Genomic DNA, 19,852 nt, shown 5'->3' with positions numbered 1-19,852 from the left:
TATGCAGTAACAAGAAGACTCCCTCATCAAGCAAGTCATCACCCCTTGTGAGACCGTCACGAGAGTCCGGAAATAGAGAGCGTCATTTTCCGCTGAGATATTCACTCTCAGTGAGGGGTCGCTCGCGGTAAAGTCGCCTGCATTGGGCTGGCGATGAGGTAGTCATACAGAGCCTGGGGAGGTTCATTCATATGTTGTACGATGCATCCCAAGAAAAAGACAACTGTGGCTTCGGACTAATCGCCCATATAGAAGGTGAGCCGAGCCATAAGGTCGTGCGTACCGCCATTCACGCACTGGCCCGTATGCAGCACCGTGGCGCGATCCTTGCCGACGGCAAGACCGGCGACGGCTGCGGCCTGTTACTTCAGAAGCCCGACCGTTTCTTCCGCCTGGTCGCGGAAGAGCGCGGCTGGCGGTTGGCGAAAAATTACTCCGTCGGCATGATGTTCCTCAGCCAGGACGAAGAGGTCGCTAAAGCGACTCGCCGGATTGTGGAAGAAGAGCTGCAGAACGAGACGCTGTCCGTTCTGGGCTGGCGCGAAGTGCCGACCAATCCGGATGTTCTGGGTGAAATCGCCCTCTCCTCCCTACCGCGCATCGAACAAATTTTCGTGAACGCCCCTGCGGGCTGGCGCCAGCGCGATATGGAGCGACGCCTGTTTATGGCCCGTCGCCGCATTGAAAAACGCGTGCAGGATAAGGATTTCTACGTGTGCAGCTTCTCCAATCTGGTGACGATCTATAAAGGTCTGTGCATGCCCGCGGATCTGCCGCGCTTCTATCTGGATCTGGCCGACCTTCGTCTGGAATCGGCTATCTGCCTGTTCCACCAGCGATTTTCGACCAATACCGTGCCGCGCTGGCCGCTGGCGCAGCCATTCCGTTATCTGGCCCACAACGGCGAAATCAACACTATCGCCGGCAACCGCCAGTGGGCGCGCGCGCGTGCTTATAAATTTAAAACGCCGCTGATCCCGGATCTGCGGGACGCCGCGCCGTTCGTCAATGAAACCGGCTCCGACTCCAGCTCGCTGGACAACATGCTGGAACTGTTCCTGGCCGGTGGTATGGACATCGTACGCGCCATGCGCCTGCTTGTGCCGCCCGCCTGGCAGAACAACCCGGACATGGATCCGGAGCTGCGCGCGTTCTTCGACTTCAACTCCATGCACATGGAACCGTGGGACGGTCCGGCGGGTGTGGTCTTGTCCGACGGGCGTTACGCCGCCTGTAACCTCGACCGTAACGGACTGCGCCCGGCGCGCTACGTCATCACCACGGACAAGCTGATCACCTGTGCTTCTGAAGTCGGGATTTGGGACTATCAGCCGGATGAAGTGGTGGAAAAGGGCCGCGTCGGTCCCGGCGAACTGATGGTGATCGATACGCAGGAAGGACGCATCCTTCACTCCAGCGAAACCGACAACGATTTGAAGAGTCGCCATCCCTACAAAGAGTGGATGGAGAGAAACGTTAAACGTCTGGTGCCGTTCGAAGAGATGCCGGACGATCAGGTCGGACAGCGCGATCTGGACGACGTGCAGCTTGAGGCCTATCAGAAGCAGTTCGGCTACAGTAACGAAGAGCTGGACCAGATCCTGCGCGTACTCGGCGAGAACGGCCAGGAAGCCACCGGCTCAATGGGCGACGATACGCCGTTCGCGGTGCTGTCCAGCCGTCCGCGCATCGTCTATGACTACTTCCGCCAGCAGTTCGCGCAGGTCACCAATCCGCCGATCGACCCGCTGCGTGAAGCACACGTCATGTCGCTCGCGACCTGCATCGGCCGTGAGATGAACGTCTTCAGCGAAGCGGAAGGACAGGCCTACCGCCTCAGCTTCAAGTCGCCGATTCTGCTCTATTCCGATTTCAATCAGCTGATCCATCAGGATCAGGAGCACTACCGCGCCGACCAGATTGACCTCACTTTCGATCCTCAGCAGCAGACGCTACAGGAAACAATTGAGAAACTGTGCGACGAAGCGGAAAGCAAAGTCCGCGACGGTACGGTACTTCTGGTGCTGACTGACCGCGCGATCGCCAAAGATCGCTTGCCGGTACCTGCTCCGATGGCGGTGGGCGCGATTCACAGCCGTCTGGTCGAACAGAGTTTGCGTTGCGACGCCAACATCATTGTAGAAACCGCGAGCGCGCGCGACCCGCACCATTTCGCCGTACTGCTCGGCTTTGGCGCGACCGCGATTTACCCCTATCTGGCCTACGAAACGCTGGCCCGTATGGTGGACAATCGCACCATCGATAAAGCGCACCGCGTTGTGATGCTGAACTACCGTAACGGCATCAACAAAGGTCTGTACAAGATCATGTCCAAAATGGGCATTTCCACCGTGGCGTCTTACCGCTGCTCACGGTTGTTCGAAGCGGTCGGCCTGCATGAAGACATCACCCACAGTTGTTTCCAGGGTGTCGTCAGTCGTATCGGCGGCGCGAACTTCAGCGATTTCGAACAAGACCTGCGGAATCTGGCTAAACGCGCCTGGCTGAAACGGCTGCCGCTGGAACACGGCGGCCTGCTGAAGTTCGTCTACAACGGCGAATACCATGCCTATAACCCCGACGTGGTCAGTACCTTGCAGACTGCGGTTCAAAGCGGCGAATACAGCGACTATCAGCACTACGCCAAACTGGTCAACGAACGTCCGACGGCAACGCTGCGCGACCTGCTGGCCGTCAAGCCGCAGGAGAAGAGTTCGGCGATCGCTCTCGATCAGGTGGAACCCGCGTCAGAGCTGTTCAAACGCTTCGACACCGCCGCCATGTCCATCGGCGCGCTCAGTCCGGAAGCGCACGAATCGCTGGCTGAAGCCATGAACACGCTGGGCGGCTACTCCAACTCCGGCGAAGGCGGAGAAGACCCGGCGCGCTACCGCACTAACAAGGTCTCGCGCATCAAGCAGGTCGCTTCCGGTCGCTTCGGCGTCACCCCGGCTTATCTGGTCAACGCCGACGTGATTCAGATTAAAGTGGCTCAGGGCGCAAAACCGGGCGAAGGCGGTCAGTTGCCGGGCGACAAAGTCACGCCTTACATCGCCCGATTGCGTTATTCCGTCCCCGGCGTGACGCTGATTTCACCGCCGCCGCACCACGATATCTACTCGATTGAGGATCTGGCGCAGCTGATTTTCGACCTGAAACAAATCAATCCGAAGGCGATGATTTCGGTAAAACTGGTTTCCGAACCCGGCGTGGGCACCATCGCCACCGGCGTTGCGAAAGCCTATGCCGACCTCATCACCATCGCCGGCTATGACGGCGGCACCGGTGCGAGCCCGCTGACCTCCGTGAAATATGCGGGCTGCCCGTGGGAGCTGGGTCTGGTGGAAACACAACAGGCGTTGGTCGCGAACGGCCTGCGTCACAAAATTCGCCTACAGGTGGATGGCGGACTGAAAACCGGGCTGGATATCATCAAAGCCGCGATTCTGGGGGCGGAAAGCTTCGGCTTCGGCACCGGACCGATGGTTGCGCTCGGCTGCAAATACCTGCGTATCTGTCACCTGAACAACTGCGCCACCGGCGTTGCCACGCAGGATGACAAACTGCGCCGCGACCACTACCACGGCCTGCCGGAACGCGTGATCAACTACTTCAATTTCATCGCGAGGGAAACCCGTGAGCTGATGGCTGAACTGGGCGTCAGCCAGTTGGTGGACCTGATTGGCCGTACCGACCTGCTCACTGAGTTGGATGGGTTCACCGCCAAGCAGAACAAACTGGATCTGGCGCCGCTGTTGAAGACGGCAACACCGCATCCGGGCAAGGCGCTGTACTGCACCGAGAACAATCCGCCGTTCGACAAAGGGGTGTTGAACACAGCGCTGCATGAACAGGCCGAGCCTTACGTCGAGGCCAAACAGAGCAAGACGCTGTACTTCGACATTCGCAACACCGACCGTTCCGTCGGGGCCACGCTCTCGGGGGTTATCGCTGAAAAATATGGCGATCAGGGACTGGCGAGCGATCCGATCAAAGCCTACTTCACCGGCACCGCAGGACAGAGCTTCGGCGTCTGGAACGCTGGCGGCGTGGAGCTGACGCTGACCGGGGATGCCAACGACTATGTCGGTAAAGGCATGGCGGGAGGCATGATTGCCGTCCGTCCGCCTGTCGGCTCCGCATTCCGCAGCCATGAAGCCAGCATCATCGGCAACACCTGCCTTTACGGCGCCACCGGCGGCAAACTGTTCGCCGCCGGGCGCGCGGGCGAACGTTTTGCCGTACGTAACTCCGGCGCCATCACCGTGGTGGAAGGCATTGGCGACAACGGCTGTGAATACATGACCGGCGGCATCGTTTGTATTCTGGGACGCACCGGCGTGAACTTCGGTGCAGGGATGACCGGCGGCTTCGCCTACGTGCTGGATGAAGACGGCGAGTTCCGTAAACGCGTCAACCCAGAGCTGGTTGAAGTCCTGAATGTCGATAGCCTGGCGATCCACGAAGAACACTTGCGCGGCATGATTACCGAACATGTTCAGCACACCGGCTCATCACGCGGCGAAGAAATCCTCGCCAACTGGCCGGTATGGGCGGCGAAATTCGCACTGGTGAAACCGAAGTCCAGCGATGTGCAAGCGCTGTTGGGTCATCGTAGTCGTTCCGCAGCTGAGCTGCGGGTTCTGGCGCAGTAAGAGGTCATCATGAGTCAAAATGTTTATCAATTTATCGACCTACAGCGCGTAGATCCGCCGAAAAAACCGCTGAAAGTACGGAAAATTGAATTTATTGAGATATACGAGCCATTTTCAGAAAGTCAGTCCAAAGCACAGGCAGACCGTTGTCTGTCCTGCGGCAACCCTTACTGCGAATGGAAGTGTCCGGTACATAACTACATTCCCAACTGGCTCAAGCTCGCCAATGAGGGACGTATTATCGAAGCCGCTGAGCTCTCCCACCGCACGAACAGTCTGCCTGAGGTCTGTGGCCGCGTTTGTCCGCAGGACCGCCTGTGTGAAGGCTCCTGCACGCTGAACGATGAATTCGGCGCGGTCACGATCGGCAACATCGAGCGCTACATCAACGATAAAGCCATCGAAATGGGCTGGAAGCCGGACATGTCCGGCGTTCAGGCCACCGGTAAGAACGTGGCGATCATCGGCGCAGGTCCCGCCGGTCTGGCCTGCGCAGACGTTCTGGCGCGCAACGGCGTGAAAGCGCATGTGTATGACCGACATCCTGAAATCGGCGGCCTGCTGACCTTCGGTATTCCGGCCTTCAAGTTGGAAAAAAGCGTGATGACCAAACGCCGCGAAATTTTCTCCGGCATGGGCATCGAGTTCCATTTGAATACCGAAGTCGGCAAAGACGTTCAGCTGACTGACCTGCTGGCCAACCACGACGCCGTGTTCCTGGGCGTAGGCACCTATCAGTCTATGCGCGGCGGGTTGGAGAACGAAGAGGCAACTGGGGTTTATGACGCGTTGCCATTCCTGATTGCCAACACCAAACAGCTGATGGGTTTCGAAACGGCCGCGCCGGAAGCTTATGTCTCGATGGAAGGCAAACGCGTCGTCGTTCTGGGCGGAGGCGATACGGCGATGGACTGTGTGCGTACCTCTATCCGTCAGGGCGCAACGCATGTGACCTGCGCCTATCGTCGTGACGAAGAGAACATGCCGGGTTCGCGCCGTGAGGTGAAAAATGCGCGCGAGGAAGGGGTTGAGTTCCGTTTCAATTTGCAGCCGCTGAGCATCGAAATCAACGCCTCAGGCAACGTCTGCGGCGTTCGTATGGCGCGCACCGAGCTGGGCGCACCCGATGCCAATGGACGTCGTCGACCGGAGATCGTACCCGGCTCCGAGCACATTCTGGAAGCCGATGCGGTCATCATGGCATTCGGCTTTCGTCCGCATCGAATGGACTGGTTGGCCGAGCACGACGTCGCCCTGGACGATCAGGGACGGATCCTGGCTCCGGAAGCGCGCGACAGCGCTTTCCAGACCAGCAACCCGAAGATCTTCGCGGGCGGCGATGCGGTACGCGGATCGGATTTGGTCGTCACCGCCATCGCTGAGGGCCGTAAGGCCGCAGACGGGATCCTCAACTATCTCGAAGTCTGATTTTCAATCCTCTATAGATCAAGGGCAGCCTTCGGGTTGCCCTTTTGACAAGCGTCGACGGCTAACTCTGCGACGGATACATTTCTAACATTTCCTGCTCCGTCATTTCCTGCGTCTGCTGGGAAAAAGCGTAAAATTTCGGCTTTTTATCAATGAAGATTTGAGACACCATACGCGTGTTTTCATCGCTGCCGAACAATCCTACCGGCACGAAATAGGTTAACGGGTTCAACTGCTTGTAAAACAAGTGCGAGCCGCACAGACGGCAAAATGCGCGCTCCGCCCACGCCGAAGACCGGTAGTAAGCGACACTCTCTTTACCATCGATAACAAGATCATCTTTACACTCTATCGACATTAACGGCCCTCCGCTCCAGGTCTGGCACATACCGCAATGGCAGACGGAGACCTCATGGATATCGCGCTCAGTAGACAGCGTGACCGCTCCACATAAACAACGCCCTTCCATTTCTTTTCTCCTTTCGATGCAGAAAAACAGAGGTTTCAGAACGTCAGTATGTCTTCATTTGGCTTGAACAAACAATGTTGGGAACGTTAGAAGCGGAACGAGGGAAGCAGCATCGGGAGGAACCGGGGACGTAAAAAAGGGCACCGTAATGATGCCCTTTTATTTTGAGTTACTTCACGACCCGCAGAGCAGGACGTCCGCCGCGAGGCGGTGAAGGGGGCTCGTCATCCGGCGTTTCATTGCCGGAAGGAACAGTTTCAACATCTTCGACCGTGCGCAACGACGGCTTGTGCGGCTCATCGTCCTGCACCAGCGCGTCATCCGCGTCACCGCCCGCCTCATAGGCAGGCTCAGGCTCGAACATGGTGCCTGCGCCGTTCTCGCGGGCGTAGATCGCCATGACGGCCGCCATTGGCACCATAACCTGACGAGGAACGCCGCCGAAGCGGGCGTTAAATCGTACCAGGTCGTCAGCCAATTCGAGATTGCCCACGGCAAGCGGCGCAATATTGAGTACTATCTGGCCGTCGCGGGCGAACTCCATCGGCACCTGCACGCCGGGAAGCGTGACGTCCACCACCAGATGCGGCGTCAGCTGGTTATCAAGCAACCAGTCATAAAAGGCCCGTAACAAGTACGGACGGCGCGGTGATAGTTGAGACAGAGCCATGTAGCTTAACCTCGGGTCTGTAACCGGATTTCACGCTCGGCTTCGGTCAGGGAAGCCAGGAAAGCATCGCGTTCGAAGACACGCGTCATGTAGCCTTTCAGCTCCTTGGAACCTGAACCACTCAGCTCGATGCCCAGCAGCGGCAAACGCCACAACAGCGGCGCCAGGTAGCAATCGACCAGGCTGAACTCTTCGCTCATGAAATAAGGCGTTTCATTAAATACCGGGGCAATCGCCAGCAGCTCTTCGCGCAGCTGTTTACGTGCTGCATCGGCCTGTGACGCCGTACCGGTGGAAATAGTTTTCAACAACGAATACCAGTCCTGCTCGATGCGGTGCATCATCAGACGGCTATTGCCGCGCGCGACTGGGTAGACAGGCATCAATGGCGGATGCGGGAAACGCTCATCCAGGTATTCCATGATGATGCGGGATTCATACAGCGTCAGTTCACGATCCACCAACGTCGGGACAGAACCGTACGGGTTGAGGTCAATGAGATCCTGCGGCAGATTATCCGCATCTACCTGTTCAATCTCGACACTCACTCCTTTTTCCGCCAGCACTATACGTACCTGATGGCTAAAAATATCGGACGGGCCGGAAAACAGCGTCATTACCGAACGTTTGTTGGCAGCGACAGCCATGAAAACCTCCAAGTTTATCGAGAAAATACGGCATAGAACCGATCGAATATTATCCTGCAGGCCTTGCCGCGTTTGAACTTCTTACTGGAGTAAGAAACCGCTGACGACAGCTGTCGTTTTATCAAAACTTACTAGCTGGCAAACAGGTACAAAACCGGCGATTAGTGTATCAGATTTTGTGCGTTTTGGGGGGATATAAGCGCCTATTCATCGTTAACCGCATGGAATTAAAGAGAATTTTTTAGACGCACTGAAAAACCAGGCAAAAAAAACCCGGTGACGAGCACCGGGTTTCTGACGTTGATTTCGCTGCAAAGCAGCCAGAAATTAACGTTTGGAGAACTGAGGACGACGACGTGCTTTACGCAGACCGACTTTCTTACGTTCAACCTGACGAGCATCACGCGTCACGAAGCCAGCTTTACGCAGCTCAGAACGCAGAGACTCATCATATTCCATCAGTGCACGGGTGATACCGTGACGGATAGCACCAGCCTGACCGGAGATACCACCACCTTTAACGGTGATGTACAGATCCAGTTTGCCAACCATGTCGACCAGTTCCAGCGGCTGACGAACTACCATACGGGCAGTTTCGCGACCGAAGTACTGATCCAGGCTGCGCTGGTTGATAACGATGTTGCCACTGCCCGGTTTGATGAACACGCGAGCGGCGGAGCTTTTGCGGCGACCAGTGCCGTAGTATTGATTTTCAGCCATTGCCTATAATCCCGATTAAATGTCCAGAACTTGCGGTTGCTGTGCCGCGTGATTGTGCTCGTTACCCGCGTAAACTTTCAGTTTACGGTACATAGCACGACCCAGCGGGCCCTTCGGCAGCATGCCTTTAACCGCGATTTCAATCACACGCTCAGGACGGCGGGCAATCATCTCTTCAAAGGTCGCCTGTTTGATACCACCGATGTGACCGGTGTGGTGGTAGTACACTTTGTCAGAACGTTTGTTGCCGGTTACAGCAACTTTTTCAGCGTTCAGGACGATGATGTAATCACCAGTATCAACGTGCGGAGTGTATTCCGCTTTATGCTTGCCGCGCAGACGACGAGCCAGTTCAGTAGCGAGACGGCCCAAAGTCTTACCGCTCGCATCAACAACGTACCAGTCGCGTTTTACGGTTTCTGGTTTAGCTGTAAAAGTTTTCATTAAAAGCTTACCCAATTTAAGTTACACGTTGGTGAACACACAAACGCTTCAATAAATAGTGTTGAGGTTCACACGGCTATCTAGTCCAGCAAACCTACCCCTTCGAATAGCTATTGCCAGCGCGATTAAAGTTTCGGGAAAAAAACTTTGTTGTAACGTGGGGTCGCAGGATTATAGAGAAGCCGCCATCAAAAATCGACCTTTTTTCTACCACATTGATAGAAAAGGCAGCAGCGCCTCCTACGACAGATGGGGCAATTGCAGATAGTCTTCGCTTTGCATCTCCTGCAACCGGGACAGGCAGCGGCGGTACTCGAACACCAGACGAGCGCCTGATAGAGCTCGGGCATCGGCACCTGCGCCGATATAATCAGCTTCACCCGGCGTTCGTAAAATTCATCGACCAGCGCGAGAAAGCGCCGCGCGACATCCTCCTCCGCCTCGCCCATGACCGTGACGTGATGTAGCAGCACGCAGTGATAGCGCTGGGACAAGGCAATGTAATCGTTCTGGCTGCGCGCATCGGCGCACAGCGTAGCGAAACTGACCGCCAGTACGCCGTTGCAGCTGCCGAGCACTGGCATCGCACGATGATTTATCTCCAACGTTTCGCCGTCGGGCGTGTGTCCAGACAGATCGATGAACATTTGCCGCATCGCATCATCGGCATGCGCACCCAGCGGGGAAAAGTACAGGTGAGCCTGCCGCAGCGTTCGCTGTCGGTAATCAATGCCCGCGTCGACATTCATCACGGCGCAGTGCTGTTTAATCAGTTCAATAGCCGGTAAAAAACGCGATCGCTGCAGGCCATTGCGATACAGCTCGTCCGGCGGAATGTTGGACGTCGCCACCAGCGTGATTCCTCGCGCAAACAACGCGCCGAGCAGTTCGGCCAGCAGCATGGCGTCGGTGATGTCGGAGACGAAAAATTCATCAAAGCACAGCACATCAGTCTGTGCTTGAAATTCATCCGCCACCTGTTCCAGAGGGTTTTCCTGTCCCTGTAGCCGATTGAGAGCGTCATGCACTCGCAGCATAAAACGATGGAAATGCAGACGCAGTTTGCGTTCGCCCGGCAGGCTCTGGAAAAACATATCCATCAGCCAGGTTTTACCCCGCCCCACGCCGCCCCAAAGATAGAGTCCTTCGACCGGCGCCTGCGCTGGCGGCTTTTTCCTGCCGAGACGCTGGAGCCAGCTTCGCGGCTCGTGGGCCGTCGTCGTCTGCTGACGCGCCGTCAACGCACGGTGAATATCCTCAAGCCGCAGCACCGTTTGGCGTTGCACCTCATCCGGCTGGTAATCCTGCGTCGCTAAAGCTTGCTGGTAAAGCGTTATCGGCGTCATATTCTGCATGGCGGCCAGATCCCTATAGAAAGGAGATAAACGGTCTTTTATCGTTGAAGAACCTTAGTTTAGCGTCTAAATCATAGCAGTTAACGCTTCCAGGACCGCCCACCTTCGCCAACTGCTTTATTACATCCTGTTTCAGGACTCCACTCTGGCAAGCTTAGCGGTTATAGTGACTATTATTGAGTGAAAAATACGACGGAACAACGAAGTCAAATAGGAGTCATTATGACCTGGGAGTACGCGCTGATTGGATTTGTTATCGGTGTCATCATCGGTGCGGTAGCGATGCGCTACGGCAATCGTAAACTGCGCCAGCAGCAGGTACTGCAACATGAGCTGGAGAAAAGCAAAGCCGATCTGGAGCAATATCGTCAGGAGCTTGTGAGTCATTTCGCCCGTAGCGCTGAGCTGCTGGACAATATGGCGGACGACTACCGCAAGCTGTATCAGCACATGGCTAAAAGCTCGAACGACCTGCTGCCGGAAGGACAGTCACGCGAAAATCCGTTCAACTATCGTCTGACGGAAGCCGAATCAGACAACGATCAGGTGCCGGTGAAGATGCCGCCGCGTGATTACTCGGAAAGCGCCTCCGGGCTGCTGCGCGGCGAAACGCCGCTACGTAAATAATTCTACTCATTCCCTACGCGCGGGGCACGCCTTGCCCCGCTCTTCTCTTCCGCAGCGCTGGCTGCTCCTTACATTTCGCGCATAAAACAGCAGTGAACTTTACACGGGAATAGTCGGTCTGACTCTTCACCACAAGATTGAGTTTATATATCATCATTTTACTACCACGCAGGTCGAGAGAGAGTTAACAATCAATGAAAAAGACATCGATGTTATTCAGCGCACTAGCCATTAGTATCGGACTGTCCCTATCTTCGCTGCCTGTCGCCCAAGCTGCTCTGCCTGCGGCAGTCGCCGGTCAATCGCTGCCAAGCCTGGCCCCCATGCTGGAAAAAGTCCTGCCCGCCGTGGTCAGCGTCCATGTGGAAGGCACTCAGGTTCAGAATCAGCGCATCCCGGAAGAGTTTAAGTTCTTTTTTGGTCCCAACGCGCCGGGCGAAAAACAAAGCCGTCCGTTTGAGGGTCTCGGCTCCGGCGTCATCATTGATGCCGCCAAGGGTTATGTACTGACCAATAACCACGTCATCAACAACGCGGACAAAATTCGCGTACAGCTTAACGACGGTCGTGAATACGACGCCAAACTGATAGGTCGCGACGTGCAGACGGACATCGCCCTGCTGCAGTTGAACGACGCGAAAAACCTGACCGCCGTGAAAATGGCGGATTCCGATCAGCTTCGCGTCGGCGACTTTGCCGTCGCCGTCGGCAACCCCTTCGGTCTGGGCCAAACCGCGACGTCCGGCATCATCTCCGCGCTGGGTCGCAGCGGGCTGAATCTGGAAGGGCTGGAAAACTTCATTCAGACCGATGCCTCCATTAACCGCGGCAACTCCGGCGGCGCGCTGGTCAACCTGAACGGCGAGCTGATCGGCATCAACACCGCTATTCTGGCCCCCGGCGGCGGCAATATCGGCATCGGCTTCGCCATTCCCAGTAACATGGCGCAGAACCTGACGCAGCAGCTGCTGGAATTCGGCGAAGTCAAACGCGGCCTGTTAGGCATTAAAGGCAGCGAAATGACCTCTGAAATGGCGAAAGCCTTCAAGGTCGACGCGCAGCGCGGCGCCTTCGTCAGCGAAGTCTTGCCGAAATCGGCGGCGGCCAAGGCCGGTATTAAGGCAGGCGATGTCCTGGTCTCTCTGGACGGCAAAACGATCAACAGCTTTGCCGAGCTGCGTGCCAAAGTGGGCACCACCGCACCGGGGAAAACCGTGAAAATCGGCCTGATTCGCGACGGGAAACAGCAAGAAGTTGCAGTTGTTCTGGATAACAGCGCTAACGCATCCACTAACGCGGAAACGCTGTCTCCTGGCCTGCAGGGCGCCACGCTGTCCGACGGTCAGTTGAAGAATGGCACCAAAGGCGTGACTATCGACAACATCGCCAAAGACAGCGCCGCCGGTAAAATTGGTCTGCAGAAAGGCGACATCATCATCGGCGTTAACCGTGAGCGCGTGGAAAATATCGCCCAGCTCCGCAAGATACTGGAAGCCAAGCCGACCGTGCTGGCGCTGAATATCATCCGCGGAGACGAATCGATTTATCTGCTATTACGTTAATCCCGCTAAAAACTGGACGCCGCGCCGTGCGGCGTCCTACCATCTTTGTTATTCTGCGATTTATTCTTCTTCAAGTCCCAAACGCTCATGTTAACCAAACTGATACGCTCAGCATTGATTGGTGTCGTCGTGGCCGCGATCCTGTTATTGGCCCTTCCCGCACTGCGCTCCAGCAGCATGCTGCTGAAAGAGGAGGTGTCGACGCAAGATCAAGCCCCCGTCAGCTATTACCAAGGTGTTCGCCGCGCCGCGCCTGCGGTCGTCAACGTCTATAATCGGGCTGGCAACAAGGATGAACTCAACGTCCGCACGCTGGGTTCGGGCGTTATCATGAACAACAAGGGCTATATTCTTACCAACAAACATGTGATCACCGACGCCGAACAAATCGTCGTCACCCTGCAGGACGGCCGTCTGTATGAGGCGCTGCTGGTCGGCTCGGATACGCTGACCGACCTGGCCGTGCTTAAAATCGAAGCCACCAGCCTGCCGGCGATCGCCATTAACGATCACCGCACCCCGCACGTCGGCGACGTCGTGATGGCGATTGGCAACCCCTATAACCTGGGGCAGACCATTACGCAGGGCATCATCAGCGCCACAGGGCGAGTCGGACTCAGCTCATCAGGCCGTCAGAATTTCCTCCAGACCGACGCCTCCATTAACCGGGGCAACTCCGGCGGCGCACTGGTCAATACGCTGGGGGAACTGGTCGGCATCAATACCCTGTCTTTCGATAAGAGCAACGATGGCGGAACCCCGGAAGGGATCGGCTTTGCGATTCCCGTCGCGCTGGCAACCAAAGTGATGGGGAAGCTCATTCGCGACGGGCGGGTCATTCGTGGTTATATCGGTATCAACGGCGCTCAGATTGAACGGGTCGGCAACAAGAATGCCGGGCTGGAACGCTTGCAGGGCATCATCGTCAGCAAGGTCGAACAGGATGGTCCGGCGGATAAAGCGGGTATCAAGGAAGACGATCTGCTGTTGAAGGTGAACAACAAGCCAGCGCGGTCGGTCATAGAAACGATGGACCAGGTGGCGGAGCTGCGGCCCGGCACGGTAATTCCGGTCGTCATTTTCCGCGACAACAAAGAACTGACGCTCGACGTGACCATTCAGGAATTCCCGGCGAACTAGCGCGCTTCATCAATCTGTGCCGGCCACAAAACGAGAAACGGGACGACAGCCTCACGGCTATCGTCCCGTTTTTTATGGCAAGAGGAACTTACTCCTCGCCAGCAATACGCTCTATGTTTGCGCCAAGACCACGCAGCTTATCTTCGATGCGCTCATAGCCGCGATCGATATGATAAATACGATCGACCAGCGTCGCGCCTTCCGCGATGCAGCCCGCCAGCACCAGGCTAGCCGATGCCCGCAGATCGGTCGCCATGACCTGTGCGCCTGACAGATTTTCCACGCCGTGGCAGATGACGGTATTGCTCTCAATCTCCGCCTGCGCGCCCATGCGGATCAGCTCAGGAATATGCATGAAGCGGTTTTCGAAGATGGTTTCCGTGATCACACCCGTGCCTTCCGCCACTAGATTCAGCAGGCTGAACTGCGCCTGCATATCGGTGGGGAATCCCGGATGCGGTGCGGTGCGGAACGTTACGGCTTTAGGACGCTCGCCATGCATATCCAGACTGATCCAGTCTTCGCCGATTTCGATATCAGCACCGGCTTCGCGCAGCTTGGCCAGTACCGCATCCAGCGTATCCGGACGCGTGCTGTGGCATACGACCTTACCGCGGGAAATCGCGCCAGCGACCAGGAAGGTGCCGGTTTCGATGCGGTCAGGCAGCACGCGATAAACGCCGCCGCCCAAGCGAGCAACGCCGTCGATCACGATACGGTCACTACCCGCGCCGCTGATTTTGGCGCCCAGCGTATTCAAAAAGTGGGCCGTATCGACGATTTCCGGCTCGCGGGCCGCATTTTCAATAATCGTCTGACCTTCCGCCAGCGTAGCCGCGCTCATGATCGTCACCGTCGCACCCACGCTGACCTTATCCATGACGATATGCGCACCCTGCAAACGCCCGTCAACGTGGGCCTTGACGTACCCTTCTTCCAGGGTAATCTTCGCGCCCAACTGCTCCAGGCCGTTGATATGCAGGTCGACCGGACGCGCGCCGATGGCGCATCCGCCCGGCAGAGAAACCTGTCCCTGACCGAAACGGGCCACCAACGGTCCTAACGCCCAGATGGACGCGCGCATCGTTTTCACCAGCTCGTAAGGCGCGCAAAAGACGTTGACTCCGCTAGCGTCGACATGGACGGAACCGTTGCGTTCCACGCGAGCGCCAAGTTGGCTTAGCAGCTTCATCGTGGTGTCGATGTCCCGCAGTTTCGGGACATTCTGTATTTCTACCGGTTCTTCAGCCAGCAGCGCGGCAAACAGGATAGGCAAGGCCGCATTTTTAGCCCCGGAGATAGTGACTTCACCAGAGAGCCGGGTCGGCCCCTGCACACGAAATTTATCCATAGTGACGATTTCTCAATAATTCAGTTCAATGGCGCGCTATTTAAAAGCCGCTGAGCTTACGATCGCGTTGCCACTCTTCGGGGGTATAAGCCTTGATTGACAGGGCGTGAATACGGTTGTCCGCGATATATTCCATCAGCGGCGCATAGACCGTCTGCTGCTGCTTAACGCGGCTCATGCCGGCAAAGAGATCGCCGACAACAATCACCTGAAAATGGCTTCCATCGCCGGATGCATGAACTTCCTGAAGTGCCAATGCGCTCATCAGCACGGATTCGATTTCTTTATTTTCCATCGCTCTCGATTCTACGTCTGGGGGGATGATAAACAGGGGGTATCTTAGAGGAATCCGCCGCTATCTTAAACAAAAGAAATCCCCCGTGGCGCAAAAGACAACGGGGGACGAAGGGCCAGAAACGCCGTGCATTAGCGGGTCAATTGCACTGGAATGACGTTGTTCAGGTTATACAGATCGATCAATGTTCTTAGCCGATCGCTCACGCCGATAATCCGCAGGTCGCGGCCCTTTTGCGTCTGCTCATGGTAAAAGTGCACCAGCAGAGCCAGACCGGCGGAATCCACACGTTGCAGCTGGCTCACGTCCAATTCAACGGACTCCGCGAGGAGCGTCTCATGCTGTTGCCACAGCGGCAGCAGCGTTTCACGATCCAGATCGCCTTTCAACGTTAGCGTGCCTTCCTGAGATTGCCAGCTTAGCGGCTCAGCCATTTTTCTGATCCAGCGTAATCGGCTGCTGCGCCGAGATTTGCAGCTGGCGGGTCAGCCCGTCGACGCCCTGCTGACGCAGTATCGACGCCCATTCATTCTGCTTGGTGGTGATCATGCTCACCCCTTCGGCGATCATGTCGTACGCCTGCCAGTTGCCGGTCTGGCTGTTCTTGCGCCACTGGAAGTCGAGCCGCACCGGCGGACGGCCGCCGTTATCGATGATGGTCACGCGGATAGGCACAATGTTGGCATCGCCCAGCGGCTGCTGTGGCGCGATCTGGTAAGTCTGGCCGTGATACAACGCCAACGCCTGACCGTAGGCCTGTTCCAGATAAGCGGAGAACGCCTTGAAGTAGGCGTCGCGCTGGGCCGGCGTCGCGCCCTTGTAATATTGTCCCAGCACCAGCGCGCCCGCGTATTTCACCTGCACATAGGGCAACAGCTCTTCACGCACGATGCTGCGCAGATAATTGGGGTTCTGGCGGATACTCGGCTGTTCATTCTTCAGGCGGTCGAAGGTCTTCTGCGCGGCGTCAGCCATCAGGCTGTAAGGATTAGTCTGGTCGGCCGCCAGCGCTGCGGGAGCCATCACGATAAGCGCTGCCGCCATGAGTAAACGTTTCAACATGCAGGTATCCTCTTAAGAATGTGGAGTCACGGGGGAATTCTGGGATTCCGGAGCGGCCGCTGGCGCGCTGCCGTTCTGCTCAGCATGGTCATTGCTGCCGCCGCTCTTGTACAGGAACTGTCCAATCAGGTCTTCCAGCACCATCGCCGATTTAGTGTCCTGGATCGTGCCGCCGTCCTTCAGGATAGACGTCCCCATCTCGGGATCTTCGAAGCCCATATTCAGCGCCAGATACTGTTCACCCAGCAGGCCCGATGTGCGGATGGCCAGCGAACTGGTGTCCGGAATGCGGTCGTAACGCTTATCGATCTCCATCGTGACCCGCGGCAAATACGTTTTCTGATCCAGATCGATGCTGTCCACGCGGCCAATCACGACACCGCCGATTTTCACCGGCGAACGCGCTTTCAGACCGCCGATATTATCGAACGTCGCCGTCAAACGGTACGTCTGCTGGTGCCCCAACGTGTTCAAATCGGCCACTTTCAGACAGATAAAGATAATGGCGCCCAGCGCAATCAGCATGAATACGCCGACCCAGATTTCATGTTTCTTCGTTTGCATCACTTAGTTCCCAAACATCAGTGCCGTCAGCAAAAAATCCAATCCCAGAACCGCCAGCGATGAATGCACGACGGTACGCGTCGTTGCACGGCTAATCCCCTCTGACGTCGGGATCGCGTCATAACCATTAAACAAAGCGATCCAGGTTACGGTAATCGCAAAGGCCACGCTTTTGAGCAGGCAGTTTACGATATCCAGCCGCCACTCGACGGCGCCTTGCAAAGCCGACCAGAAAAAGCCGCTATCGATGCCTTTCCAGTCCACGCCCACCAACGAGCCGCCCCACACGCCCACAGCGACAAAAATCACCGTCAGCAGCGGCATGCTGATCACCCCGGCCCAGAAACGCGGCGCGACAACGCGACGTAACGGGTCGACCGCCATCATTTCCATGCTGGACAACTGCTCGGTAGCCTTCATCAGGCCGATTTCCGCGGTCAGCGCCGATCCAGCGCGACCTGCGAACAACAACGCGGTCACCACCGGTCCCAGCTCACGCAGCAGCGATAGCGCGACAATCATGCCGAGGCTGGCTTCCGCGCTATAGGTCGTGAGCACCAGATACCCCTGCAGGCCCAGCACCATACCGATAAAGAGACCGGACACCACGATGATCAACAGCGATTGTACGCCCACGCTGTACAGCTGGCGGCGCAACAGCGGCCATTGTCTGGCGAGCTCCGGTTTTCCCACCAGCGCATTGAACAGCATGAGTCCCGCGCGTCCGAACGACGTGCAAACGTTAATGCCGACGCGTCCAAAAGACGCTAATGCCTGAAATAGCATGAATAAATTAACTCCCTGCTTCCAACAGCTCGCGTGTGTAATCTCCCGCAGGATAGCGGAAAGGCACCGGCCCGTCGGCAATACCGTCCAGGAACTGGCGGACACGGGGGTCGGCGTTCTGCTGCAAATCGTTCGGCGTGCCTTCGGCAATGACGTGCTGATCGGCAATGATGTAGGCATAGTCCGCGATGCTCAACACTTCGGGCACATCGTGCGAAACCACAATACAAGTGACACCGAGCGCATGATTCAGTTCATCGATCAGTTTGACCAGCACGCCCATGGTAATGGGGTCCTGCCCCACAAACGGTTCGTCAAACATGATCAGCTGCGGGTCGAGCGCGATGGCTCGCGCCAGCGCCGCACGTCGCGCCATCCCGCCGGACAATTCGGACGGCATTAGAGAGGCCGCTCCACGCAACCCCACCGCTTCGAGTTTCATCATCACAATGGTGTGCAACAGTTCCGGCGGCAGTTGGCTGTGCTCGCGCAGCGGCCAGGCGACGTTATCGAATACGTTGAGGTCGGTAAACAGCGCGCCGGACTGGAACAGCATGCTCATCTTTTTACGGGCTTCGTACAGGCCGGAACGGGAAAGCGCAGGAATGTTTTCGCCGTCGAACCAGATTTGCCCCTGATCCGGCGGCAGCTGTCCGCCGATGAGGCGCAACAGCGTGGTTTTGCCGATGCCGGACGGCCCCATGATGGCCGTCACTTTGCGTTTGGGAACGTTCAGGGAAATATCGGTGAAAATCTGCCGATTTCCCCGGCGAAAACTGAGCCCGCGAACTTCAACCAGGTTAGAGACTTCGGGATTCATCATATGTTTCCTTTCCGACTGCGCGAGCGGCGCAGTCATCAGCATTAAGACCGTATGTTGAACCGTCCTTCCACGCCGGATGACGCATCAGGCATTCACTGTGACAAACGGCCATCACTAATTCGTGACCAAAGTTGCCATTGGTTTTACTTTTTCACACTACACAGTCAAAATTAGCGCCAAAGATGAAAAATGACTTTCTTGTTCACTCTTCGTCCAAAAAATACTGGTTTGTGCGCCAATAAACCGGTGATTATACCTGAATAAAGGACGCTGCATGCTTTTTGCGACAGTACTCTTGATTGTTGGTTTGATTCTGCTGGTTTATGGTGCCGACCGACTGGTTTACGGTGCCGCCGTGTTGGCCCGCTCCTTCGGCATTCCACCGATGATGATCGGCATTACGATTGTCGGGCTCGGTACCTCGTTGCCGGAGCTGATGGTTTCGGTCACCGCAGCGCTGAATCATCAGATAGATATGGCGGTGGGCAATGTGCTCGGCTCCAACATCGCCAACATTCTGCTGATCCTCGGCAGCGCCACATTAATTCGCCCGCTGACCTTCCATTCGGTCTTGGTGCGTCGGGAACTGCCGCTGATGTTGATCGTCACGGCGTTGTGCGGCGTCTTGCTGCTCGACCATGACCTCAGCCGACTGGACGGCGTGATACTGCTGCTGTCAGCCGCGGTCTCGATCACGATGATACTGCGCATGGCTCGCACCGCCCAACAGGCGGGCGTGGATAGCCTGACGCGCGAGCAGATGGATGAGCTGCCGCGCGACAATAACTCGACCGTCGCCTTACTGTGGCTGGTGTTAGGCGTCATCATTCTGCCCATGGCGACCCGCATCGTCGTGGACAACGCCACGGTGATCGCCCGCAGCTTTAATATTAGCGAATTAACTATCGGTCTGACGGTGCTAGCCATCGGCACCAGCCTGCCCGAACTCGCCACCGCTATCGTCGGCACGCTGAAGAAAGAAGACGACATCGCGCTGGGCAACCTGATCGGTTCCAATATTTTCAACATCGGCATTGTGCTGGGCGTACCGGCGCTGCTTTCCCCGGGGTCAGTGAACCCACTGGCGTTCAGCCGCGACTACTGGGTGATGCTGGGAGCCAGCGTACTGCTGGCGGCACTGTGCCTACGCCAGAAACGGTGCATCGGTCAGGGCGCGGGCGCGCTATTGCTGTGCGCGTTTATCGCTTACCTCGCCGTGCTGTTCTTTTTTTCATAGCCGGACCTTATCGGCAA

19 protein-coding genes are annotated in these 19,852 nt (G+C 56.7%); 6 read left to right on the top strand and 13 right to left on the bottom strand.

Annotation, left to right across the window (positions count from 1 at the left end; all coding sequences use genetic code 11):
* Nucleotides 1-191: 191 nt before the first annotated feature.
* Together gltB and AU509_RS08685 are read left to right on the top strand one after the other, a co-directional pair.
* Complete coding sequence (gene gltB / locus AU509_RS08690; protein WP_094118152.1) at nt 192-4,655, top strand: glutamate synthase large subunit; 4,464 nt, start codon at nt 192-194, stop codon at nt 4,653-4,655.
* Nucleotides 4,656-4,664: 9 nt separating this feature from the next.
* Entirely contained in the window at nt 4,665-6,083 is a 1,419-nt protein-coding gene (locus AU509_RS08685) for a glutamate synthase small subunit (RefSeq protein ID WP_094118151.1), read from the top strand.
* A 61-nt stretch (nt 6,084-6,144) separates the two neighbouring features.
* Here the strand turns inward: AU509_RS08685 and AU509_RS08680 are convergent, their stop codons facing one another.
* The 6 genes from AU509_RS08680 to zapE form a co-directional block, all read right to left on the bottom strand.
* On the bottom strand, nt 6,145-6,552 hold the full coding sequence (locus AU509_RS08680; RefSeq protein WP_085651045.1) for a GFA family protein: 408 nt from the start codon (nt 6,550-6,552) through the stop codon (nt 6,145-6,147).
* A gap of 169 nt (nt 6,553-6,721) precedes the next feature.
* Nucleotides 6,722-7,222 (bottom strand): ClpXP protease specificity-enhancing factor, encoded by a 501-nt coding sequence (gene sspB, locus AU509_RS08675; protein WP_085651046.1) that lies wholly within the window; start codon nt 7,220-7,222, stop codon nt 6,722-6,724.
* Nucleotides 7,223-7,227: 5 nt separating this feature from the next.
* Nucleotides 7,228-7,869: a stringent starvation protein SspA gene (gene sspA, locus AU509_RS08670; protein ID WP_085651047.1), complete on the bottom strand. Its 642-nt coding sequence runs from the start codon at nt 7,867-7,869 to the stop codon at nt 7,228-7,230.
* 327 nt (nt 7,870-8,196) lie between these two features.
* Nucleotides 8,197-8,589 carry a 30S ribosomal protein S9 gene (rpsI, locus tag AU509_RS08665; RefSeq protein ID WP_026740710.1) on the bottom strand — a complete coding sequence of 131 codons (393 nt, stop codon included), beginning with the start codon at nt 8,587-8,589 and terminating at the stop codon, nt 8,197-8,199.
* A gap of 15 nt (nt 8,590-8,604) precedes the next feature.
* On the bottom strand, nt 8,605-9,033 hold the full coding sequence (gene rplM / locus AU509_RS08660; RefSeq protein ID WP_026740709.1) for a 50S ribosomal protein L13: 429 nt from the start codon (nt 9,031-9,033) through the stop codon (nt 8,605-8,607).
* Between the two features lie 188 nt (nt 9,034-9,221).
* Entirely contained in the window at nt 9,222-10,388 is a 1,167-nt protein-coding gene (gene zapE, locus AU509_RS08650; protein WP_409359756.1) for a cell division protein ZapE, read from the bottom strand.
* 222 nt (nt 10,389-10,610) lie between these two features.
* Here zapE and zapG point away from each other — a divergent pair, with 222 nt between their 5' ends.
* The 3 genes from zapG (at nt 10,611) to degS (ending at nt 13,717) form a co-directional block, all read left to right on the top strand.
* Nucleotides 10,611-11,015, top strand: coding sequence for a Z-ring associated protein ZapG (zapG, locus tag AU509_RS08645; protein ID WP_094118149.1), 405 nt, complete (start codon nt 10,611-10,613; stop codon nt 11,013-11,015).
* Between the two features lie 194 nt (nt 11,016-11,209).
* Nucleotides 11,210-12,577 (top strand): serine endoprotease DegQ, encoded by a 1,368-nt coding sequence (gene degQ, locus AU509_RS08640; RefSeq protein ID WP_094118148.1) that lies wholly within the window; start codon nt 11,210-11,212, stop codon nt 12,575-12,577.
* 87 nt (nt 12,578-12,664) lie between these two features.
* A complete protein-coding gene (gene degS / locus AU509_RS08635; RefSeq protein ID WP_085651052.1) occupies nt 12,665-13,717 on the top strand; it encodes an outer membrane-stress sensor serine endopeptidase DegS in 1,053 nt (350 codons plus the stop codon).
* Nucleotides 13,718-13,805: 88 nt separating this feature from the next.
* Here the strand turns inward: degS and murA are convergent, their stop codons facing one another.
* From murA to mlaF, 7 genes are all read right to left on the bottom strand, one after another.
* Nucleotides 13,806-15,068 (bottom strand): UDP-N-acetylglucosamine 1-carboxyvinyltransferase, encoded by a 1,263-nt coding sequence (gene murA / locus AU509_RS08630; RefSeq protein ID WP_094118147.1) that lies wholly within the window; start codon nt 15,066-15,068, stop codon nt 13,806-13,808.
* Nucleotides 15,069-15,108: 40 nt separating this feature from the next.
* Nucleotides 15,109-15,363 (bottom strand): BolA family iron metabolism protein IbaG, encoded by a 255-nt coding sequence (gene ibaG, locus AU509_RS08625; protein WP_026740703.1) that lies wholly within the window; start codon nt 15,361-15,363, stop codon nt 15,109-15,111.
* A gap of 131 nt (nt 15,364-15,494) precedes the next feature.
* On the bottom strand, nt 15,495-15,797 hold the full coding sequence (mlaB, locus tag AU509_RS08620) for a lipid asymmetry maintenance protein MlaB (RefSeq protein WP_094118146.1): 303 nt from the start codon (nt 15,795-15,797) through the stop codon (nt 15,495-15,497).
* Nucleotides 15,790-16,425, bottom strand: coding sequence for a phospholipid-binding protein MlaC (gene mlaC / locus AU509_RS08615; RefSeq protein ID WP_085651055.1), 636 nt, complete (start codon nt 16,423-16,425; stop codon nt 15,790-15,792). Before mlaC ends, mlaB begins: the two co-directional genes overlap by 8 nt.
* A gap of 12 nt (nt 16,426-16,437) precedes the next feature.
* Nucleotides 16,438-16,989 (bottom strand): outer membrane lipid asymmetry maintenance protein MlaD, encoded by a 552-nt coding sequence (gene mlaD / locus AU509_RS08610; RefSeq protein WP_094118145.1) that lies wholly within the window; start codon nt 16,987-16,989, stop codon nt 16,438-16,440.
* A 3-nt stretch (nt 16,990-16,992) separates the two neighbouring features.
* Nucleotides 16,993-17,775 (bottom strand): lipid asymmetry maintenance ABC transporter permease subunit MlaE, encoded by a 783-nt coding sequence (gene mlaE / locus AU509_RS08605; RefSeq protein WP_085651057.1) that lies wholly within the window; start codon nt 17,773-17,775, stop codon nt 16,993-16,995.
* Nucleotides 17,776-17,782: 7 nt separating this feature from the next.
* Nucleotides 17,783-18,595 carry a phospholipid ABC transporter ATP-binding protein MlaF gene (gene mlaF, locus AU509_RS08600; RefSeq protein ID WP_085651091.1) on the bottom strand — a complete coding sequence of 271 codons (813 nt, stop codon included), beginning with the start codon at nt 18,593-18,595 and terminating at the stop codon, nt 17,783-17,785.
* Between the two features lie 277 nt (nt 18,596-18,872).
* Between mlaF and AU509_RS08595 the strand changes: the two genes are divergently transcribed.
* Nucleotides 18,873-19,835, top strand: a complete 963-nt coding sequence (locus tag AU509_RS08595; RefSeq protein ID WP_085651058.1) for a calcium/sodium antiporter — start codon at nt 18,873-18,875, stop codon at nt 19,833-19,835.
* Nucleotides 19,836-19,852: the final 17 nt, after the last annotated feature.

Origin of the sequence: Lonsdalea britannica, from assembly GCF_002111595.1 — a bacterium.
In the GTDB taxonomy this organism is placed as follows: Bacteria; Pseudomonadota; Gammaproteobacteria; order Enterobacterales; family Enterobacteriaceae; genus Lonsdalea; species Lonsdalea britannica.
The sequence above is the reverse complement of the archived record's forward strand: the minus strand, read 5'-3'. Positions and strand labels throughout refer to the sequence as shown.